13 protein-coding genes are annotated in these 21,076 nt (G+C 63.0%); 4 read left to right on the top strand and 9 right to left on the bottom strand.

The annotated features are described in order from the left end of the window. Positions 1–137: 137 nt before the first annotated feature. Together HBO24_RS04740 and HBO24_RS04735 are read left to right on the top strand one after the other, a co-directional pair. Positions 138–2,423 carry a TonB-dependent siderophore receptor gene (locus HBO24_RS04740; RefSeq protein WP_057441035.1) on the top strand — a complete coding sequence of 762 codons (2,286 nt, stop codon included), beginning with the start codon at positions 138–140 and terminating at the stop codon, positions 2,421–2,423. A gap of 136 nt (positions 2,424–2,559) precedes the next feature. Next, positions 2,560–5,082: a sulfite reductase flavoprotein subunit alpha gene (locus HBO24_RS04735; protein WP_170059355.1), complete on the top strand. Its 2,523-nt coding sequence runs from the start codon at positions 2,560–2,562 to the stop codon at positions 5,080–5,082. A 124-nt stretch (positions 5,083–5,206) separates the two neighbouring features. Here the strand turns inward: HBO24_RS04735 and HBO24_RS04730 are convergent, their stop codons facing one another. From HBO24_RS04730 to ptsP, 4 genes are all read right to left on the bottom strand, one after another. Beyond that, positions 5,207–6,748 carry an alkaline phosphatase D family protein gene (locus HBO24_RS04730; RefSeq protein WP_170044043.1) on the bottom strand — a complete coding sequence of 514 codons (1,542 nt, stop codon included), beginning with the start codon at positions 6,746–6,748 and terminating at the stop codon, positions 5,207–5,209. A 72-nt stretch (positions 6,749–6,820) separates the two neighbouring features. Next, positions 6,821–8,521 carry a PTS fructose-like transporter subunit IIB gene (locus HBO24_RS04725; RefSeq protein WP_170044042.1) on the bottom strand — a complete coding sequence of 567 codons (1,701 nt, stop codon included), beginning with the start codon at positions 8,519–8,521 and terminating at the stop codon, positions 6,821–6,823. A gap of 11 nt (positions 8,522–8,532) precedes the next feature. Then, a complete protein-coding gene (gene pfkB, locus HBO24_RS04720; RefSeq protein WP_057958412.1) occupies positions 8,533–9,474 on the bottom strand; it encodes a 1-phosphofructokinase in 942 nt (313 codons plus the stop codon). Continuing rightward, positions 9,475–12,333 (bottom strand): phosphoenolpyruvate--protein phosphotransferase, encoded by a 2,859-nt coding sequence (ptsP, locus tag HBO24_RS04715; protein WP_170044041.1) that lies wholly within the window; start codon positions 12,331–12,333, stop codon positions 9,475–9,477. Between the two features lie 283 nt (positions 12,334–12,616). On the opposite strand from ptsP, the gene cra reads away from it, so the two are divergent. Together cra and HBO24_RS04705 are read left to right on the top strand one after the other, a co-directional pair. Continuing rightward, a complete protein-coding gene (gene cra / locus HBO24_RS04710) occupies positions 12,617–13,612 on the top strand; it encodes a catabolite repressor/activator (RefSeq protein ID WP_057444409.1) in 996 nt (331 codons plus the stop codon). 2 nt (positions 13,613–13,614) lie between these two features. Then, positions 13,615–14,418 carry a TatD family hydrolase gene (locus tag HBO24_RS04705; RefSeq protein WP_170044040.1) on the top strand — a complete coding sequence of 268 codons (804 nt, stop codon included), beginning with the start codon at positions 13,615–13,617 and terminating at the stop codon, positions 14,416–14,418. Here HBO24_RS04705 and HBO24_RS04700 read toward each other — a convergent pair. From HBO24_RS04700 to HBO24_RS04680, 5 genes are all read right to left on the bottom strand, one after another. Beyond that, positions 14,338–14,778, bottom strand: a complete 441-nt coding sequence (locus HBO24_RS04700) for a hypothetical protein (protein WP_057958408.1) — start codon at positions 14,776–14,778, stop codon at positions 14,338–14,340. The two genes, HBO24_RS04705 and HBO24_RS04700, sit on opposite strands and share 81 nt — an antisense overlap. A 127-nt stretch (positions 14,779–14,905) precedes the next feature. Next, a complete protein-coding gene (locus tag HBO24_RS04695) occupies positions 14,906–16,936 on the bottom strand; it encodes a methyl-accepting chemotaxis protein (RefSeq protein ID WP_057441048.1) in 2,031 nt (676 codons plus the stop codon). 285 nt (positions 16,937–17,221) lie between these two features. Further along, the gene (ampE, locus tag HBO24_RS04690; RefSeq protein ID WP_057441051.1) at positions 17,222–18,058 is read right to left on the bottom strand and encodes a regulatory signaling modulator protein AmpE; all 837 of its coding nucleotides are present in this window, start codon (positions 18,056–18,058) and stop codon (positions 17,222–17,224) included. Beyond that, positions 18,055–18,618, bottom strand: coding sequence for a 1,6-anhydro-N-acetylmuramyl-L-alanine amidase AmpD (gene ampD / locus HBO24_RS04685; protein ID WP_128592790.1), 564 nt, complete (start codon positions 18,616–18,618; stop codon positions 18,055–18,057). The genes ampE and ampD overlap by 4 nt, the downstream gene beginning before the upstream one ends. 62 nt (positions 18,619–18,680) lie before the next feature. Continuing rightward, positions 18,681–20,840 (bottom strand): DUF1631 domain-containing protein, encoded by a 2,160-nt coding sequence (locus tag HBO24_RS04680; protein ID WP_169989531.1) that lies wholly within the window; start codon positions 20,838–20,840, stop codon positions 18,681–18,683. Positions 20,841–21,076 lie beyond the last annotated feature (236 nt).

Below are 21,076 nucleotides of genomic sequence, written 5' to 3'. Positions count from 1 at the left end.
CGTATGAGCCCGCAAAAACCGTAACTCCCGAAGTGTAAATTTTGTAAATAGGATGCAAATAGCAATGCCTCTCAATTGCTATGCATAATTGTTTACAATATATTTCGCGCCCTAACATCCTTGGGGTAGGGAATTTCATGTCGCGCCACATTACAAAAACACCAAACAGTTCACCGCGCTTGCTGGCCTCGGCCATTGGCGTGGCCATCAGCGCCAGCTCCGTGGCCCACATGGCGCAAGCGGCCGAAGAGACCGAACAAAAAGGCGAGCGCAACAGCATTTCCCTGGGAGCCACCAGCATCACCGGCCAGGAACAGGACGCGACCTCCTACCAGACCGAAAACGCCTCTTCGCAGAAATACACCGCGCCGCTGGTCGACACCCCGCGCTCCGTCACCGTGGTACCGGCGCAGGTACTCAAGGACACTGCCGCCACCTCGCTGCAGGACGCTCTGCGTACCGTGCCGGGCATTACCTTTGGTGCTGGCGAAGGCGGCAACCCCCAGGGCGACCGCCCGTTCATCCGCGGCTTCGATGCCCAGGGCGACACCTACCTGGACGGCGTGCGTGACACCGGCGGCCAGAGCCGGGAAATTTTCGATATCGAGTCCATCGAAGTCAGCAAGGGCCCCAACTCCTCGTTTGGGGGCCGTGGCTCGGCCGGTGGCAGCCTTAACCTGGTGAGCAAAACCCCACAAGCACGGGACTTCCTCAACGGCGGTTTTACCTACGGCTCCGACCAGACCCGTCGCTATGCCCTCGACGTCAACCGCCAGTTCCTCGACAGTGCCGCGTTTCGCCTGAACCTGATGAGCCACGAACAGAACGTGGCCGGCCGCGACGCAGTCAACTACGACCGTTGGGGCGTGGCACCGTCGCTGACCTTTGGCCTGGGCACCCCGACCCGCGTCAACCTCAGCTACTACCATATGGAAAGCAACGACCTGCCGGATTCGGGCATTCCTTATGGCTATAGCTCCGCCGCAGCCACCAACCATGGTCACGACAAGCCTACCGACGGCGGCGACAGCAGCAACTTCTACGGCCTCAAGGATCGCGACTTCCGCAAGACCCGCGCCGATATCAGTACGTTCTCCATCGAGCACGATCTGAACGACAACATGACGATCAAGAACACCCTGCGTCATGGCAGTACGGGTCAGGATTACGTCCTCACTCAGCCGGACGACAGCAAACTCAACGTCAACCAGTTCGGCACCGTCTGGCGCCGGGCCAATAGCCGTGTGTCGACCACCACGACCACCACCAACCAGACCGATCTGTTTGGCAGCTTCCAGGCCCTGGGCTTCAAGCACAGCTACTCCACCGGCCTGGAATTTACCGGGGAAGAAACCCGTGTCAGCGGTTACACCGTCAGCCCAAACACTAACCCTGTCTGCACTGTGGCCGGGGGTGGCAAGGGTGGTCAGTGCACGTCATTGAGCGACCCGAACCCAAACGATGCCTGGACCGGCAGCGTCGCCCGCAACTACATGGGCACCAACACCAAGGCCACCAGCCGCGCCGCGTACGTGTTCGACACCATCGAGCTCGATCCACAGTGGCTGCTGAACGTTGGCCTGCGTTATGACACCTTCGACACCGTCGCCAACACCAACGCAGCCACCGGCCGTACCAAGCTCAAAGACGACAGCCAGTTCTTCAACTGGCAGGCCGGCCTGGTCTGGAAGCCGATGGAAAACGGCAGCATCTACACCTCCTATGCCACTTCGGCCTCGCCCGCTGGCGGCCTGGTGGGTGAAGGTGTCGACTCCAACGCCATCCCAACCGGCATCAACACCAGCGACATGAAGCCGGAAGAAACCGTCAACTACGAGCTGGGCACCAAGTGGGATCTGTTCCACGACCGCCTGTCCCTGACCGCTGCCGTGTTCCGCACCGAGAAGAAAAACGCGCGCATCCTGGTGAACTCCAACACCTATGAAAATGCCGGCGAATCCCGGGTCGATGGCCTGGAGCTTTCCGCCAGCGGCAAACTCACCGAGCAGTGGCAGGTATTCGCCGGCTACAGCTACCTGAAAAGCGAGCTGGTGGACCCAGGCAAAAACGGCAACCGCCAAGGCGTGGTGACTGCGGGCTCCAACAAAGGCAACGAAATGCCCAACACGCCGAAGCACTCCTTCAGCCTGTGGACCACCTATGACATCACCTCGAAACTGACCGTCGGTGGCGGCGCGTTCTATGTGGACGACGTCTACGGCGACCCGGCCAACACCGTCTACGTGCCGTCCTACACCCGCTACGACGCCATGGCCAGTTACAAGCTGACCAAAAACGTCGACCTGCAATTGAACGTGCAAAACCTGACCGACAAGACCTACTACGACAAGGCCTATGGCGCGCACTTCGCCAACCAGGCAGCCGGTCGTACCGCGCTGTTGACCACCAGCTTCCACTTCTAAGGCGCTAGACGTTTCATGCAAAAGCCCCGCGCATTGGCTGCCCGGGGCTTTCGTCTGTAAAAAAGAAAGTTTCTCGACCACCCACGGCATAATGCGCGCCGTAAAAATCATATCCAGCTCAGCGAGGCCGTCCGACGTGTTGAAGAAAACCCTGTTCCAGTTGCACTGGTTTTTCGGCATTACCGCCGGGCTGGTGTTGGCATTGATGGGGATTACCGGGGCCGCGTACTCGTTCCAGGATGAAATCCTGCGGGCGCTCAACCCCACGGTACTGACCGTGCAAAAACAACCCGCCGGGGTGCTGCCGCCCACTGAACTGGTACGCAAGCTCGAAGCCACCGAAGGCAAGGCCGTGTCCATGCTGTGGGTAGAAAGCGAAAGCGGCAACGCTGCCCGCGTGTTCTTCACCCCGCCACCGGGCGAGCGCCGGGGGCAGATGCGCTACTTCGACCCGTACACCGGCGACTACCTGGGCGACGCCGTCGGCCAGGACTTTTTCGGCCTGATGCTGCAACTGCACCGCTTCCTCGCCATGGGTGACACCGGCCGGCAAATCACCGGCGCCTGTACGCTGATTCTGATTTTCTTCTGCCTTTCCGGCCTGTACCTGCGCTGGCCGCGCCAGGTGGCGAGCTGGCGTGCCTGGCTGACCCTGGACTGGCGCAAGAAAGGCCGCAGCTTCAACTGGGACCTGCACTCGGTGTTCGGCACCTGGTGCCTGCTGTTCTATCTGTTGGCCGCGCTTACCGGGCTGTCCTGGTCCTACGAGTGGTACAACAAAGGCCTGACCCGGCTGCTGTCCGATGCACCGCAGAACGAGCGGGTGCGCAATCGCGGCCCGGCGCCTGCGGGCCCGGCGCCCATCGCCAATTACGAGGCGATCTGGAGCAGCATCTACAGCTCTGCCGGCCCGGGCTTGAGCGCCTACAACATCCGTATGCCACCTGTCGCCGGGCAACCGGCCACGGTCTACTACCTGTTGCAGAGCTCGCCCCATGACCGCGCGCTGAACCAGATCAACCTCGACCCGGCCACAGGCGTCGTCAAAAGCGTCGAGCGCTATGGCGACAAAAGCCTCAAGGCGCAGTTGCTGACCAGCATCTATGCCCTGCATGTGGGCAGTTATTTCGGCCTGGTGGGGCGGATCATTCTTACCGTCACCGCGCTGTGCATGCCGCTGTTCTTTATTACCGGCTGGTTGCTGTACCTGGACCGCCGCCGCAAAAAACGCCAGGTGCGCGATGCCCGTAAAGGCCTGGGCGAGAACCACAGCGATGCACCGGCCTGGCTGATCGGTTTCGCCAGCCAGAGCGGGTTTGCCGAGCAACTGGCCTGGCAGACCGCCGGCCAGTTGCAGGCCGACGGGTTGCCGGTGAAGGTCAAGCCCCTGGGCAGCGTCAGCGAAGAGGACTTGCGCCAGTCGGAACACGCACTGTTTGTGGTCAGTACCTTCGGCGATGGCGAAGCACCGGACAGCGCGCGCGGCTTCGAACGCAGCGTGCTGGGGCGCGACCTTTCCCTCCAGGGCCTGAACTACTCGGTGCTGGCCCTGGGCGATCGCCAATACCAGCACTTCTGCGGCTTTGCCCGGCGCCTGCACTTCTGGCTGACCCACCAGGGCGGCAACGCATTGTTCGCCCCGGTCGAAGTCGACAGCGGCGACCAGGAGGCCCTGCTGCACTGGCAACACCAACTGGGGCAGATCACCGGCCATGCACCGGCCGCCTGGGCCAGCGCCCACTATGAAAGCTGGACCCTGAGCCGGCGTACCTTGCTCAACCCAGACAGCAGCGGCACGGGTGTCTACCTGCTGGGCCTCAACCCGCCCGCCCCGCGCGACTGGCTGGCCGGCGACCTGGTGGAAATTCTGCCACGCCATTGCCCGTGGGCCGTCGAGCATTTCCTCGATGGCCTGGGCATCGCCGGCACGGACGAAGTGCTTGTCGATGGCCTGGCGCGGCCCCTGGAACAGGTGCTGGCCAGCCGCCAATTGCCGGACAACCGCTCCCATCTGGTCGGCCTGCACGCCCAGGCGCTGGTGGAGGCACTGGTGCCAGTGGGCGTGCGCGAATACTCCATCGCCTCGATTGCCAGCGACGGCGTGCTGGAGCTGATCGTGCGCCAGGAACGCCACCCTGACGGCAGCCTGGGCCTGGGGTCGGGCTGGCTGACCGAGCACGCGCCGCTGGGTGCCGCGATCAGCCTGCGGTTGCGGCGCAACAGCGGCTTCCATCTGCCAACGGAGCCTGTGCCAATGATTCTGCTGGGCAACGGCACTGGCCTGGCCGGCTTGCGCAGCCTGCTCAAGGCGCGCATCGCCGATGGCCAGCAGCGCAACTGGTTGCTGTTCGGCGAACGCAACATCGCCCATGACTACCACTGCCAGGAGGAGCTGCAAGGCTGGTTGGCCAGTGGCGACCTGGCGTTGCTGGACCTGGCGTTTTCGCGGGATCAAGACGAGAAAATCTACGTCCAGGACCGCCTGCGCGAATCCGCCGATGTACTGCGTAAATGGCTCGCCGAGGGCGCAGCGATTTATGTCTGCGGGAGTTTGCAGGGCATGGCGGCCGGGGTGGATCAGGTGTTGGTGGATGTTCTGGGAAGCGAGGCGGTGCAACGCCTTATCGAACAGGGCCGCTACCGCCGGGATGTCTACTGACCTACACCTATCAAAATGTGGGAGCGGGCTTGCCCGCGATGGCGGTCTGTCAGTAACCGATTGGCTGGCTGATCTATCGCAATCGCGGGCAAGCCTGCTCCCACAGGTTTGGGCGCATTTCAGGTCAGGTGGGTTGGAGTTTTTGTTCGAATACCGACACGCCATCCAGGTCGCGCAACGTGACCGTCAGCTCCGCCGTTTGCCCATCAATCTGCACCTCGCCAAAAAACTGGAACCCGGCAAACGGCGACGTGTTTTGCGCCGGTGGGGCTTTTTCAAACACCACCTGCGGGCCAAAGGTTTTATCCAGCGGATTGGGCCCGAAGCTCCCTGCATTCAAGGGCCCCGCGACAAACTCCCAGAACGGCTCGAAATCCTGGAACGCCGCCCGGTCCGGGTGGTAGTGGTGCGCCGCGCAGTAGTGCACATCGGCGGTCAGCCACACATGGTTGCGCACCTGTTGCGCGCGCAGAAAACCGAGTAACTCGGCAATTTCCAGCTCACGGCCCTGGGCCGCGCCAGGGTCGCCGTTGGCCACCGCTTCCCAGCGCGGCACACCGGGGCTGACTTCGCCGTCGGGCACGCCGAGGCCGATAGGCATGTCGGCGGCAATCACCTTCCACTGCGCCTTCGATGCCTTGAGTCCGCCCTTGAGCCAGTCCAATTGCGCCCGCCCCAGAAACGGTTTGGCAGCGCCCAGGTTGCCATCGTTGGCCTCACGATAGCTGCGCATGTCCAGTACAAACACATCGAGCAACGGCCCGTAGCTGAGCTTGCGGTAGATGCGCCCGCCCTGATCGGCGCTCTGCAAGCGCATCGGCGCATATTCCAGCCAGGCCTGGCGTGCGCGGCCCACCAGGGTGGTGATGTCCTTGGTCTGGTAACGCTCGTCCAGTTGCTTGCCAGGCGACCAGTTGTTGACCACTTCGTGATCGTCCCATTGCCAGATCTGCGGCACCTGGGCATTGAAGCGGCGCACGTTCTCGTCCATCAGGTTGTAGCGATAGTTACCACGGTATTCATCCAGGGTTTCGGCGACTTTGCTCTTGGCCTCGGTGGTGAGGTTGCGCCAGATACGCCCGCTTTCGGTGGTCAGTTGCGCCGGCACCGGGCCGTCGGCGTAGATGGTGTCGCCGCTGTGGATAAAAAAATCCGGCAGGCGCAGACGCATGGCTTCGTAGATGCGCATGCCGCCGATGTCCGGGTTGATGCCGAAGCCCTGGCCGACGGTGTCGCCGCTCCACACAAAGCGGATATCGCGGCGCTGTTGCGGCACGCTGCGCAAGTGGCCGAACCAGGGCTCGCTAGCCACGCCGGTCTGCGCGTCCTCAAATTGCACACGGTAGAAAATCGCCTGGTCGGCGGGCAGCCCGGTCAACTCGACGCGGGCGGTGAAGTCGCTGCGGCTGTCGGCCAAAGACGAGATGAATCGGCGCGGGTTGCTGAACAGGCTGCGGGTATCCCACTCGACCACCATCCGTGCCGGGCGGTCGCAGCGACTCCAGATCATGGCGCGGTCGCCCAGCAAGTCGCCGGACTGCACGCCATCGGTCAACTGCGGCCGGTCCTTGACCGACGCGATCACCGCCGGTGCCAGCCCCGGCAACAGCAGGCCGGCGCCGACACCCTGAATCACCCGGCGACGGCCGGGGTTGAAGTGGCTCATGGCTTTCCCTCTGCACAGCAAAAGGAAAACTAAAGCATGGGCGGATGAAGCACAGATGACAGGCGCCGACACCTACATTGAGGCGACGGCCTCGGGGCGCTTGATCACGGCATACACCAAGCCGGTGAGCACGCTGCCAGCGACGATCGCCAACAGGTACAACAGCGCATGGTTGATGGTGTTCGGGATCAGCATCACAAACAGCCCGCCGTGGGGGGCCATCAGCTTGCAGCCGAAGTACATCGACAAGGCACCGGTCAATGCGCCGCCGGCGATGCTAGCCGGGATCACCCGTAGCGGGTCCTTGGCGGCAAACGGGATGGCGCCTTCGGAGATAAAGCACATGCCCAGGATCAACGCAGCCTTGCCGGCCTCGCGCTCGGTCTGGGCGAACTTGCGCCGGGCCAGGAACGTGGCGATTGCCATGCCAATCGGCGGCACCATGCCCGCGGCCATGGTGGCGGCCATCGGTGCGCCGCTCTGGGAGGCCAGCAGGCCGACGGAGAACGCGTAGGCCGCCTTGTTGATCGGCCCGCCAAGGTCGGCGCACATCATCCCGCCCAGCAGGATGCCCAGCAGCACCGCATTGGTGGTGCCCATGGTGCTGAGGAAGTCCGTCAGGCCCACTAGCATCTGCGCCACCGGCGGGCCGATCAGGTAGATCATCGCCAGGCCGGTGATCAGGCTCGCCAGCAACGGGATGATCAGGATCGGCTTGAGCGACTCCAGGCTCTGCGGCAATGGCACCGCGCGGGTAATCAGCTTGACGCTGTAGCCGGCGAGGAAACCGGCAAAGATCCCGCCGATAAAACCTGCGCCCAGGGTGCTGGCCAACAGGCCGCCGATCATCCCCGGCGCGAGGCCCGGACGGTCGGCAATCGAATAGGCGATGTAGCCGGCGAGCAGCGGCACCATCAGGGTGAAGGCATGGTCGCCGACCGCTTTGAGGGCCGCCGCCAGGGTGCCGGGCTCTTCGTAGGCGTGAATACCGAAGACGAAGGACAGGGCAATCAACAAGCCCCCGGCCACGACCATCGGCAACATGAATGACACGCCGGTCAGCAGGTGTTTGTAGACCCCGGTTTTCTCTGGTTTGGCCGCCGTACCGCTGGCGGCGCTTTCCTGCTGGCCTTCGGCCAGGGCTTTATCGAGGATCGCGGCGGACTGCTTGAGCGCAATGCCAGTGCCACAGCGGTAGATTTTCTTGCCGGCAAAGCGCTCGGTGGCCACTTCGATATCGGCGGCCAGCAGCACCACGTCGGCATCGCGAATGGCTTGCTCGGTCAGGGGCGTACGTGCGCCTACCGAGCCCTGGGTTTCCACCTGCAGGTCGTAACCCTTGGCCTTGGCGGCCTGCTGCAACGCTTCGGCGGCCATAAAAGTGTGGGCCACGCCGGTGGGGCAGGCGGTGATGGCGACAATGCGCGGCACGTTTTTTACCGTCGGCACTGTGGTGCTGGCAACGTACAACTGGGCCTCTTGCGCGCCCCGTTGCAGCACCGCTTCAACGTCCTGTAACGCCTGGGCCGGAGTGCTCTGGTACACGCGCTTGCCGACAAAGCGCTGCATGTCCACGGGCGTGCTGGCGACCAGCAACACCCATTCGGCCGCGTCGAGGGTGGCCTGGGAAAGGGCGCGCTCGGGGTGGTTCACGTCCACCACTTCCACGCTGGTGCTCCAGCCCTGGCGTTGTGCGGCGGCGTCCAGCAAGCGGGCGCACAGCACACTGGTGACCATGCCGTTGGGGCAGGCGGTAACAATGGCTAACTTCATGACAAACCCTCTTATTGTTCTGTCAGCGGGCGTACTTGCACGCCGCTTTCGAGGCGCGCCAGGTGCGCGTCATCGCTGATGCCGAAACCGATCTGTGTGACGGCCATGGCGGCGATGGCCGTGGCCCGCGCCAGGGTCGTATGTGCGCTGTCCTGTACCAGCAGACCGTGGAGCATGCCGGCCAGCAACGAGTCACCCGCGCCCACCGTACTGGCGACGGTGACGCGGGGCGGCGTGGCATGGAACGCGCCGTTTGCAGTGAACCAATTGACCCCCTCGGCACCCTGGGACACCACCACATGCTCCACACCTTGCGCATGCAGGCGCTTGGCCGCCTGGGCCTGTTGCGCAGGCGTGTCGGCTGGGCAATCCAGCGCATCGGCCAGTTCTTCGGTGTTGGGCTTGATCAACCAGGGAGCGGCCTGCAACCCGGCACGCAAAGCCTCGCCGCTGGTGTCCAGGGCGACTTTGAGACCCAGGGTTTTCAGGTGCTGCAACAAGGCGTACAGCCACTGCGGGCTGACCCCACGGGGCAGACTGCCAGCGACCACCACCACATCATGGCCGGGGGCAATCCGCGTCAACTGCTCAAGCATCGCCTCTTGCGCCTGCGCGCTGACCTGTGGCCCCGGGGCGTTGATATCGGTCACCCGGCCGTCGTGCTCAGCGATTTTGATATTGCTGCGGGTTTCCCCCGGCACACGAATAAACGCATCGACAAAACCCCGACGGGCAATCAACGCGTCGAACGCCTGGGGATTGTCTGCCCCCAGGAATCCGCCAACCGTCACTTGATGGCCAAGGTCCGCCAACACCTGGGCGACATTCACGCCCTTGCCCGCCGCATGGGTCAGCATGGCCTGGCTACGATTGACCGCCCCGGGCTCCAGGCGCGCCAGTTGTACGGTCAGGTCCAACGCCGGGTTCAGCGTCAGGCTTAGAATCCTTGCCATTTACACAGCCTCCACAAGGGCGCGCACTTGCGCGGGAGAGCCCACGGCCAAGGCGTTTTGTGCGAGGGTCTGGGCCTCGCTCAGGGTGAATTCACGGACCCGGGCCTTGACCTCGGGAATGCTGCGGGCCGACACGCTCAACTCGTCGACGCCAAGGCCGACCAACACCGGCACGGCCAGCGGGTCGGCCGCCAGTTCACCGCACACCCCGACCCATTTGCCATGGGCATGGGCGGCGCGCACGGTGATGTCGATCAGTTGCAGCACCGCCGGGTGCAGCCCGTCAGCCTGGGCCGACAGGGTGGGATGCCCACGGTCGATGGCCAGGGTGTACTGGGTCAGGTCATTGGTGCCAATGCTGAAGAAGTCCACTTCCTTGGCCAGTACTGGCGCCAGCAAGGCCGCCGAAGGCACTTCGATCATGATCCCCAGTTGCAGGTCCGCTACCGGGATCTGCTCGCGCAGGCGCTCGGTCATGTCCCGGGCCTGGCGCCACTCATCGACGCTGCCGACCATGGGAAACATGATGCGCAGCGGGCGACCGTCCGCCGAACGCAACAGCGCACGCAGTTGGGTTTCCATGATCTGCGGGCGTTGCAGGGTCAGGCGGATGCCGCGCACACCCAGGAACGGGTTTTCTTCTTTGGCAATCGGCCAGTAAGGCAGGGGTTTATCACCGCCCACATCCAGGGTGCGCACCACCAGCGGTCGCCCAGCCAGGCCGTCGAGCACCCGGCGGTATTCGGCTTCCTGGGTGGCTTCGTCGGGGGCCTGGGAATGGGCCATGAAAATCAGTTCGGTACGCAGCAGGCCAATGCCTTCGGCGCCCTGCTCGACCGCCGCGGCCACTCCTGCGCTTTCGCCGATATTGGCGAACACTTCCACGGCATGCCCATCACGGGTTATGGCCGGTTCATGGCGCTGGGCGGCGGCGGCCTGCAGGCGTTGTTCGCGGGTGTCGCGCTCCTGCGTGGCGCGCTGCAAGGTGCCGGCATCGGCATCCACATGCAGGCGCCCACGCTGGCCGTCGAGCAACAGTGGCGTGCCCGAGGCCAGCAGCAAGACCGCCGGCCCCGCGCCAACCAATGCGGGAATCCCCAGGGCGCGGGCGACGATGGCACTGTGGGCGGTGGCCCCCCCGCGTGCGGTGAGGATCCCCGCCACGCGCGTCGGGTCGAGGCGCGCCACATCCGACGGGCCGACCTCATCCATCACCAGAATGTAAGGTTCGTCGGGCTCCTGCGGGGTGTCGATGCCACATAGTTGCGCCAGCACCCGCCGGCCGATATCCCGAAGGTCGGCGGCGCGTTCGGCGAGCAACGCGTCCTGCAAGGACTCCTGCTGTTTGGCGGCCGCTTCGATCACGCTCATCCACGCCGCTTCGGCGCTTTCGCCTTGCTTGAGGCGGGTGTCGACTTCGTCGGTCAGTTCCGGGTCGTCGAGCATTTCCTGGTGGGTGATGAAAATCTCGCGGATCGCCTTGGACGTGCTGCGCTCGATCAAGCCCTGGATATCGTGGCGCACATCACGCAGCGCAGCGGATAGGCGCTCGCGCTCGGCGCTGGCCGACTCGCCCCGCAGTGGATAATCGAAAGGCTGCAACACTTGGATATGGGCCGGACCGATGGCGATCCCCGGTGCCGCAGGGATTGCCTGAATCAGGCTGCCGGAGAGTGGCGCACTGAGCGGTGGTTCGGCCTCGATGACTTCAACCCGTGCGCTGACGGCCGGCAGCGGCTCGACGTCTTCACCAAGCCCCGCTTGCACAGCCGCCAACAACGCCGGCAGCGCATCGTCGGCAATCGCCGGCTCGGCGACAAACTCCAGCACCTGACCACGGCGGGCGCCGAGGCTGAGCAGCTTACTCAAGCTCTTGACCGACACTGCGCCGCCCTGCCCGTCGACGATTCGCACGCGGATCTCGCCGTCGAAGCCCTTCGCCAGTTGCGCCAGTGCCTTGGCCGGCCGCGCATGCAGGCCGTGGGCATTGGCCAGGGCAATGCGTGCGCTGGGCCAATCGGCGGGCAGTTCGCCACCCAGTACTTCGAGGACCGCCCGGCTGCTGGTGGCACGCCCCAGTTCCTGGCCGCGCCCTTCAATCAGCAAGGCGCACAGGCGCTCAAGCAGGGCCTGGTGGGCCTCACCGAGGCTGGCCAGGCAGAACAGGCCGCTCAATGGCTGGCCCAAGTAGCGCATGGGTTTGTCCGGGGTGACAAAGGCCAGGCCCGGGCGCTTGACCGTTTGTTCACTGTGCAGCCACCACAGGCCATCACCCAGGGGTAATGCATCGACTTGCTGCAACACGGCAGCAAAGCCATTGCTCACGCAATCGGCCTGGCGCAACAGGCGCGCGCCGCGCCACACCAGTTCTTCAAAATCGTCGGCGGACACGCCCAGGCCGATCATCTGTGCATCCAGCGCCAGCTCCTGGGGCGCACCCTGCAGCAGTTTGAGCAAGGCGTCGGCCGAGGTGGCGCGGCACAGCGCCTGGCCCAGGTCGGTTTCACCGAGGGCGCGGGTCAGCAGTTGCAGCAGGCGCAGGTGTTCATCGGATTTGGCCGCGATGCCAATCGCCAGGTAGACGATCTGGCCATCGCCCCAATCCACGCCTTGGGGAAATTGCAGCAGGCGCACGCCGGTGGCGAATACCTGGTCGCGGGTTTCGGGAGTGCCGTGGGGGATCGCAATACCTTGGCCAAGGAAGGTCGAGCCTTGCGCTTCACGGGCTTGCAGGCCGCTCAGGTAACCCTCGGCGACCAGGCCATCGGCCACCAGTTTTTCGGCGAGCAGTTGCAAGGCAGCAGACTTATCCACAGCCATCTGGCCCATGGATATCTGCTCTACGGTGAGCTCAAGCATGCCTTTCTCCTAGTTAGTGCGGGGTGCGCACTAGGTATTGTTTTGATTAAACCGTGCAAAAATAACTGACTGAGTGGTCAATTGGCAGTAGGCACTCAGCAGCGATCATCGTAAAAATACGCCTGCTGAAACGTTTAATCTAGAATTTATGGCAGATTACTGGGTAATTCTGCATCCTTGAAGCACCGCTCGGCGCTTGAGTTGCGACAATGGTCGCGTGCAGGAATCGGTTACGATTGGACAAAATGTCGGGGCAAGCTCTAAAAAACAAGGAAATCCCGGTTTGAAACTCAGTGATATTGCACGCTTAGCCGGTGTGTCCGTGACCACCGCCAGCTACGTCATCAATGGCAAGGCCGCACAGCAACGGATCAGCAGCGCCACCGTGGAACGGGTGCGGGCGGTGGTCGAGGAGCACGGCTTTACCCCCAACCCCCAGGCCGCCGGATTGCGCAGCCGGCACACGCGTACCTTGGGCTTTATCCTGCCGGACCTGGAAAACCCCAGTTATGCACGGATCGCCAAGCTGTTGGAACAAGGCGCACGGGCCCGTGGCTATCAGTTGCTGATCGCCAGTTCCGACGACGATGCCAACAGCGAGCGCCAGTTGCTGCAACTGTTCCGCGCGCGGCGTTGCGATGCACTGTTCGTCGCCAGTTGCCTGCCCGCCAGCGATGACAGCTATCGCGAGCTGCAAGCCAAGGGCCTGCCGGTGATTGCCATCGACCGGGTGATGGACGCCGAGCAGTTCTGCTCGGTGGTCAGCGATGACCGCCAGGCCTGCCAGCAATTGACCAGCAGCCTGCTGCAACCCCTGCCCCGGCAGATCGTCCTGATCGGTGCCCGCCCCGAGCTGAGCATCAGCCAGGAGCGCGCGGCGGGTTTCCAGCAAGCACTTGAAGACTTCAAAGGTGATGTGCTGGTCGAGCACGGCGAAGCCTTCAGCCGCGACTGCGGTCGCCAGTTGATGGAAGAACTCCTGCAACGCCTGGGGCATTTACCCGATGCATTGGTGACGACTTCCTACGTCCTGCTGCAAGGGGTGTTTGACGCGCTGCATGACTTCCCGCTCAAATCCCGGCCGCTGCGCCTGGGCACTTTTGGTGACACCCAGTTGCTGGACTTCCTGCCGCTGCCGGTCAACGCCATGGCCCAGCAGCACGCGCTGATCGCCGAGACGGCCCTGCGCCTGGCACTCGCGGCGATTGAAGAGCAACACTACCAGCCGGGTGTGCATGCCATTGGCCGGACCTTCAAGCAGCGGATTCACGAGGCGTAGGCGTGGAGCTGATCGACAGCCACACCCACCTCGACTTCGAGGACTTCGACGCTGATCGCGACGAGGTGCTCAGGCACAGTCGCCAGCTCGGCGTACGACGCATGGTGGTGCTGGGGGTGTACCAGCGCAATTGGCAGCGGCTATGGGACCTGGCACAACAGGACCCGGACCTGCACGGGGCCTTCGGCCTGCACCCGGTGTACCTGGATGAGCATCGCCCCGCAGACCTGATCGAGTTGGGCGACTGGCTGACCCGCCTCAAGGGCCATCGCCAGCTCTGCGCCGTGGGTGAAATCGGCCTGGACTACTTCCTGGCGCACCTGGACCGCGAACGCCAGCAATCCCTGTTTGAAGCCCAGTTGCAGTTGGCCGTGGACTTCCAGTTGCCGGCGCTGCTGCATGTGCGGCGCAGCCATGCGGCCGTTATCGCCACCCTCAAGCGCATTCGCCTGCCCCGGGGCGGGATCATCCATGCCTTCGCCGGCAGCCGCGAAGAAGCCCGCGAATACATCAAGCTGGGGTTCAAGCTGGGCCTGGGCGGCGCGCCAACCTGGCCTCAGGCCCTGCGCATGCACAAGGTCATCGCCCAACTGCCGCTGGAATCAGTGGTGCTGGAAACCGACTCGCCGGACATGGCGCCCGCCATGTACCCCGGCCAACGCAATAGCCCGCAACACCTGCCGGCCATCTGCAGCGCCCTGGCCGAACTGATGGGCATCAGCCCTTCAGCGCTGGCCGAAGCGAGCACCCGCAACGCCTGCGAAGTGTTCCACTGGCCCGTCGATAACGGGGTTGACCGCCTCTAGCGTCAGGGTCATGCGATGCCGGTGGCGGGCGTGGCGCAGGGTCAGGAAGTGAATCAGGATCGCCACCAGCGACACATTCAATTGCCCGATCTTGCTGATCAAGCCGACCCACTCGACCACCAGGGCCACCAACAAGGCCACGCAGGTCAGCACCAGCATGCTCGGGCGCAGCAGGGCCAGGTTGTCCAGGGACTTCAACTGACGCAGTTGCCTGGGGCAATTGAGCAGCAGGACTTTGTGGCAATACGGGCAATCAAAGGGCTCGTTGAGTGCAATGGCATTGAGCTGCCAGGGCTTGAGCACAAAGGTGATATCGCAATGGGCGCAATGCCCTTTCACGCCTGGAGTTGTCGCGGTCATGGCCCTGCCTCCCGGAAGCGCTGGATGGGGTGAAACAAATTCTCACCCAATCCCAGCGCAAAAAAAGCTCACGCGGGAAAACAGGACATGCACCACATAGCAAAGGGATAAAGCCTACAACCAAGTCTTACACGCGGAAGGCACCGATCAGCTTTTTCAACTCAATCACCTGCAAAGACAATTGCCGGCTGGCCTCTTCGGTCTGGTGCGCGCCCTGGGCCGCGTGCTCGCCAGCCCGATTGATCTCGACGATATTCTGGTCGATGTCGTGGGCCACCGCCGTCTGCTGCTCCACCGCCGCCGCGATTTGCTGGTTCTGATCGACGATCATGCCCACCGCACCGAGGATATTTTCCAGGGCCAACTGGACCTGTTCCGACTGCCCGACCGTGCCGCTGGCCATTTTATGGCTGCTGCCCATGGCCTTCACGGCCGCGCCGACGCCTTGGTGCAACTTGGCGATCATCTGCTCGATTTCTTCGGTGGAGTGCTGGGTGCGCCGGGCCAGGGTGCGCACCTCATCGGCCACCACGGCAAACCCACGCCCCTGCTCCCCCGCCCGCGCCGCCTCGATGGCCGCGTTCAGGGCCAGCAGGTTGGTTTGTTCGGCGATGCTCTTGATCACTTCCAGCACGCTGCTGATGGATTGACTGTCGATGGCCAGTTGGTTGATCACCAGCACTGACTGGTCGATCTCCGATGCCAGTAGCGCGATGCTGCCCTGCTGGGATTGCACCAGGCCACGCCCGTTAAGGGTTTCATCGTTGACGCTATGGGCACTGCTGACAGCCGCCGCGGCACTGCGCGCCACTTCATGGGCAGTCGCCGACATCTGGTTCATGGCCGTCGCCACCTGCTCGATCTGGCTGCGCTGGCCCGACACCGCCTGATTGCTGCGCGCCGACACCGACTCCACTTGTCCGGCCTGATGCTCGACCTCCTGGACGGTCTGCCCTACCCGCTCGATCAGGTCGTGGATTTTCGCCACGGTGCCATTGAACACTTCGCCCAATTCACCCAGCTCATCGCGACTCTGGGACTTGAAGCTGACAGTCATGTCCCCGGCAGCGACCTTATCCATCATTGCCCCCAGGTGGCGCAGGGTGGTGCGGGTCGAGGCGTAGAAGCCGCCGTACAGATAGAAAATCAACAAGAACACCGCCGCCAGCGCTGTGACCAGCAGCACCATGTGCGTACGGTTCTGGGCCAGGCGCTGCTGCAGTTGCTGGTCGAGGAAGGACAGGGTCGCGTCGTCCAGTTGATAGGTCTTGGCCATCAAGGCCGTCACTTCGTCATAGAAGGTCTGCCACGGCGCCTCCAGGGTTTCGGCCATCACCACCTGCTCTTCAAACAGCTCGCTGCCCTGCTTGAGGCTGGCCTGGCTGGCTTGGGCCAAGGCATCCAGTGAACCATGGGCGGCCTTGCTGGAGCCCAGGGCGTCCTGCACTTTCAAACCGTATTCCGCCTGGAGTTTTTCCAGTTGCTGCAGCAGTTCGTCAAAACGCGTGCTGGACGATGAGTTGAGAAAACCCTGGCCCAGGGAATATGCGCCCATGGCCCGGCCTTCGCCCAGGGTCTGGGTGACTTGCGGAGTGACGCTGGTAATCAGTTCGCTGAGTTGGCGCACGTCGCCCTGGACATCACGACTCAACCCCGACTGGCTGGCAATGATCTGGCTGAACATCTGCGCCTTGTTCAGCAACTTGCCGATCAAGGCACTTTTGCTCAGCAGTGAAGACTCGCTTTGCTGGGCCTTGAAGGCCGCAATCATCTCATCGCGCTTGCCCTCGAACACCGCGACCTGCTCGGGATCGGTCGTCATCGCCTGGAAACCTTGCAGACGCTCCAGTACGCGCTGCTCCAAAGCGCTGATTTGACTTTCGATATCCCCCGCCTTGCCCGCCTGCCCAAGGGTGGCGTTGATCTGCACCTGATTGTTCAGGGTTTCCAGGTCGCGCCGCAGGATCAGGCTGCTGCCCAACAGGTCCAGGCTCTGCAACTCAACCTGCGTGCCCTGGAACTCACGCCAGGAATCGCGGACCAGGTAATAGTTGGTCACCAGCATGGGCAGGAAAAACAACACACTGATCAGGCTGAACTTCATGCCGAAGCTCAGGCGATTCATCAGCGCGATGGCGGGATAGAGCAAGCTCTTCACAGATGAACTCCCTTTTCTTTTATTTTTATTGAAGGCGCAGGGCAGCGGCAGAAAGCCACTATTGGGCGCGCTGTCTGTATAGCTTAAATCGGCGGGAAGTTTTGTAACTTAAGGTTAACGCGATCGGCGGGGCCTGGCGGCCGACCGATTTTTGAAGCCATTACGGGCTCTTTGTGGGAGCGGGCTTGTGTGGGAGCGGTGTGTCAGTACCGGATTTTTTGACTGCTACACCGCATCGCGGGCAAGCCCGCTCCCACACAAGCCCGCTCCCACAAGAGGTGTTTTTCAGGGCAGGACGGTCCAGATCGCAAACCCGGCGTACCACAACACGGCCGCTCGCAGCAGCAGTTCCCACAACCGATCCAGGCTGTTGATCCCTTCGGCACCGACCACCGGCGCAGGAATTTCGCCGGCCACCAGGCCAACCTTTTCCACCAACTGCGCCGCACTGATATCCCAGTTCAACAGTTCATGCAGCATTACCCGGCTGACCGCGACAAAATTGCCGACCAAGGCAAAGCTCGCCGCCAGCAACCGCACCGGCAACCAGTCGAACGCATGGCGCAATTGCCCGGCGCGCTCGACCACCAGCGGGTTCTGCCCGTGTTCACTGGCCAGGGCCAACAGGCGGTAGGCCAGGGCCACCACCGGGCCGAGGAGGAAGTACCAGAAAATCACCGCAAAAAAACTCTGATAGGCCTGCCACAGCAAATGGCCCTGGACCCGCTCCAGCAGTTGCTCGCCGCTGTCGGCGCCAATGCCCAGGTCACGTTCGGCAACGTGTTCAGCGGCTTGCAAGTCACCCCGGCGCCAGGCATCGCGAAACGGCCCCAACTGGCCCAGCAAATCGCCGCGGCCCAGGCTGTAGATCACCACCAACAGGTGCACCGGCAGCGCTAGCAAACCATAGGCCAGCGGCTCCAGGACCAGCAGTAACAGCCCAAGCAATGCCACCGGCAGCAACACCAGCAGCGCCAGGATCAGCCAGGGTTGTTTGCCCAGCCGCGCGCTCGACTCAAGCCGCGCCAGTTGGCGCAGCCAACGGCCATCACGCTGTACCCGCTGACGCAAGGCCGAGAACTTCTCGATCCACACTGCCAGCACCAACACCAGGAAACTCATTGTGCATGTCCTCCATCCTGCAAGGCGCCGCGAAAACGCGCCCAATCAAAAGCCGGTCCAGGATCGGTCTTGCGTCCTGGGGCGATGTCACTATGACCGCAAATGCGCTGGTGCGTGATGCCCGGGTAGGCGGCCAGCAATTGGCGACTCAGTTCGATCAGGGAATGGTACTGGGCGTCGGTAAAGGGTTGGTCGTCGGTCCCTTCAAGCTCGATCCCCAGGGAAAAGTCATTGCAGGTCTCGCGCCCCTCGAAACAGGAGACGCCAGCATGCCAGGCACGGTCCCGGCAGGAGACAAATTGCGTCACCGTACCATCACGCTCAATCAGAAAATGCGCGGATACCCGTAGGTCAGCGATGCCTGCAAAGTAGGGATGTTCCGTGACATCCAGACGATTCTGGAAAAACGCCTGCACTTTGCCCGTGGCGAACTGGGCCGGTGGCAAGCTGATGTTGTGCACCACCAACAGGGAAATCTCGCCGCCTGGGCGTTCATTGAAGTTGGGCGACGGGCAATGGGCAATGCCCTGGCACCAACCGCTGGCGGGGTCCAACTGCATACAGGTTCCTTGCGCACGACTTGGGAGCGCTCAGTATGCCGTGATCCGCAGGGTGGTTGCGATCACTTGGCGCGATTGAGTTGGCGCAAGCTGCCAATCACCGACGCCAGCGCGCGGTCGAACAGCAGTGCATCATCCAGGGTGCGGACCCCGCCACGCTTGAACTCCAGGGCCAGCTCCGTGCAGGTTTTTTCCAGGACCTTGAGGCCAGTGCGATTGACAAATATATAGCTGTTGGCCGGGGCAATGATCGCCGTCAGCTTGCAGCGCAGGGTGTTTTCCTCATCTTCACGGAACTCGACCCAACTGCCGATGCGCAATTGCCGGACCTTGAGCAGATCGGGATCGTCCTCTGCCAGCCTGACCGCCTCCACCGGCGGCGCAGCGCCTGAGTTTTCGCGCACTTCGATCAGCGTCACATTGGGAAGCGCCGCCCCCTGGAACGCCTGGGTATGCAGGGCCTGCAACTGGATAAAAAACTCACGGGTCACAAAGGAATCAAACGCCGCCTCGCTCAGCCCCTCACGCAGGGCCTTGAGCAACGCGGGCAATTGTTCCAGCAGGCGGCGGCCGGCTTCGGTGTCTTCACTCAGGCCGACACTCCAGATCAATTCGTCCATGACCCGCAGCCGCGCCTGCCACTGCGGCGAGGGTTGCTCGTGCTTGAGGCATTCGAGCAACAACACCTGGCTCCAGGCCTGCTGCAGGAACTGCACCACGAAGTGCGGCAAGACCTTGCCCCGCAACCGTTGATTCACCGCATCGGCGACCCGCTGCCGCGCCTGTTCGGTGCGGGCGCGCCCTTCTTCGGCGTCGCGGGTACGCTGTTCGAGCAGCTCACTGCGGCGGCGCTCGTCCTGGGTAAACGCGGTGAACTCCTGCAGAAGTACGGCGAAAATCGCCGGGTCATCGACAAAGTCGTTCAACAGGCGCTGCACCACCTGCTCGATGCGCACATAAAGACTGTCACGCTGATAGTCATCACGCTTGCCCCAGCCCAAGGCGGCCGTGCCGATTTCATTGAGCAGGCGCCGCGCCGGGTGGCTGCCACGGCTGAAAAAACTTTTGTCCAGCACGGCCACTTTCAACATGGGAATCTGCAGGCGCGCAATCAACGCCTTGAGGGAGTCGGGCAAGGTACGGTCGTCGAGAATGAACTCGAACAACATGGCGATCAGGTTGATCACGTCCTCGTCGGCATCCTCCACCACCCGCGACTTGCCACTCTTGACGCTGACCCGGGTCAGCAGTTCTTCCAACTGGCGGCGCAGGTCAAAATCGTCCTCGACCGCAGGGTCTGGCACATATTGCTGTAAGTGGGAGAGCAGACGCAGCAGGTCGCGGGTGGAAATAGGCTGGGCCTGGGCGCTGGCCTCCAGGGTCGGGGCGACGCTGCCGCGCACTGTCAGCAACAGTTCCTGCAGGGCCGCGAACACTTGCTGCTCACCCTCGTCGGCCTGGGCGTCGGCAGCCGGAGCTACCTCCGCCGGCGGGCGGACCCGGCTGGCACGTTCGCCGGGACGTCGTGAGGGTACGGCCTTGAGCTCGGGCAGCACACCCGTGGCCACCAGTAACTGATTGGCCTCGCCGTACAGCAGGTCGGCATCGCTGAGCACGTATTTTTCAAACAGTTTCAAAATGATCAGCTTGACCCGGATCTCCACCCCCAGGCTGCGCCCGGCCCGCAGGAAGTACTCGCAGAGCATCGCCGGGCCCAGGGGGTTTTCCCGATCGTCGAGGTGCTTGCCCAGCAGCGCACCGAGGCGGGCGGTCAGTTGCCCCAGGGCCAGGCCGTCACGGTGCATGACCTTGTCGAGCATGGCCTCCAGGGCCACGGCTTTTTCCAGGTCATCGGCGCACGCGCCGGGCGCTGCTTCGTAGGAGACCGTCGGCAGCAGCAACTCGCCTTGCCCGGCCTGCCCCAGGTTGGCAAATGCGTCGAAGAGCTGTTCCATGAACATGCGCTCGAAGTTCTTGCGCTTGAGGCGCAGGTCGCGCATGGCTTCAAAAAAAATATTGTGGTCGGCGCTGCTGCGGGCTTTGTCGGCCATCTCGAACAGAGTGTCGTCGGCGTTATCGAACAACTCCTGCAGCCCCCGGTCGAGTTGCTGCGTGGCCTTGTCACGCACCTGCAGCACAATCACAGGCAGGCGGGCGAGCGGCGACGGCATCGCTTGTGCGGCGATCCTGTTGATCGGCACCACCTTTGCGTCATTGTGCATGCTGGCCTCCTGGAGCGACGGGGTTCGGTTTTGTGAACGATCGCCACAACCACCGATGGAATACCGGGGGCTACCACGATTATTTGTAGATCACCGAGACGTCAAAGCTATGACGCCAATTGCAAGGCGCGAGATTATCTTGCAAATAGACCCTGTAGCGCCAGCAAACTCTGTACGGGCTTTGTAATCAGCCAGGTTATGCCGGCATACCTTGGGTTCGGCGCTGCCATGCCCCT

The sequence above is a fragment of the Pseudomonas sp. WS 5410 genome, assembly GCF_012985645.1.
Taxonomy (GTDB): domain Bacteria; phylum Pseudomonadota; class Gammaproteobacteria; order Pseudomonadales; family Pseudomonadaceae; genus Aquipseudomonas; species Aquipseudomonas shahriarae.
This window is presented reverse-complemented; position numbering and strand designations above follow the sequence as displayed.

What these genes read in the sequence shown, in the direction of transcription:
- HBO24_RS04740 (WP_057441035.1), top strand. Translation starts at nt 138, where the DNA reads ATGTCGCGCCACATTACAAAAACACCAAACAGTTCACCGCGCTTGCTG.
- HBO24_RS04730 (WP_170044043.1), bottom strand. Translation starts at nt 6,748, where the DNA reads ATGAGCCACTTCAACCCCGGCCGTCGCCGGGTGATTCAGGGTGTCGGC.
- HBO24_RS04725 (WP_170044042.1), bottom strand. Translation starts at nt 8,521, where the DNA reads ATGAAGTTAGCCATTGTTACCGCCTGCCCCAACGGCATGGTCACCAGT.
- pfkB (WP_057958412.1), bottom strand. Translation starts at nt 9,474, where the DNA reads ATGGCAAGGATTCTAAGCCTGACGCTGAACCCGGCGTTGGACCTGACC.
- ptsP (WP_170044041.1), bottom strand. Translation starts at nt 12,333, where the DNA reads ATGCTTGAGCTCACCGTAGAGCAGATATCCATGGGCCAGATGGCTGTG.
- HBO24_RS04700 (WP_057958408.1), bottom strand. Translation starts at nt 14,778, where the DNA reads ATGACCGCGACAACTCCAGGCGTGAAAGGGCATTGCGCCCATTGCGAT.
- ampE (WP_057441051.1), bottom strand. Translation starts at nt 18,058, where the DNA reads ATGAGTTTCCTGGTGTTGGTGCTGGCAGTGTGGATCGAGAAGTTCTCG.
- ampD (WP_128592790.1), bottom strand. Translation starts at nt 18,618, where the DNA reads ATGCAGTTGGACCCCGCCAGCGGTTGGTGCCAGGGCATTGCCCATTGC.
- HBO24_RS04680 (WP_169989531.1), bottom strand. Translation starts at nt 20,840, where the DNA reads ATGCACAATGACGCAAAGGTGGTGCCGATCAACAGGATCGCCGCACAA.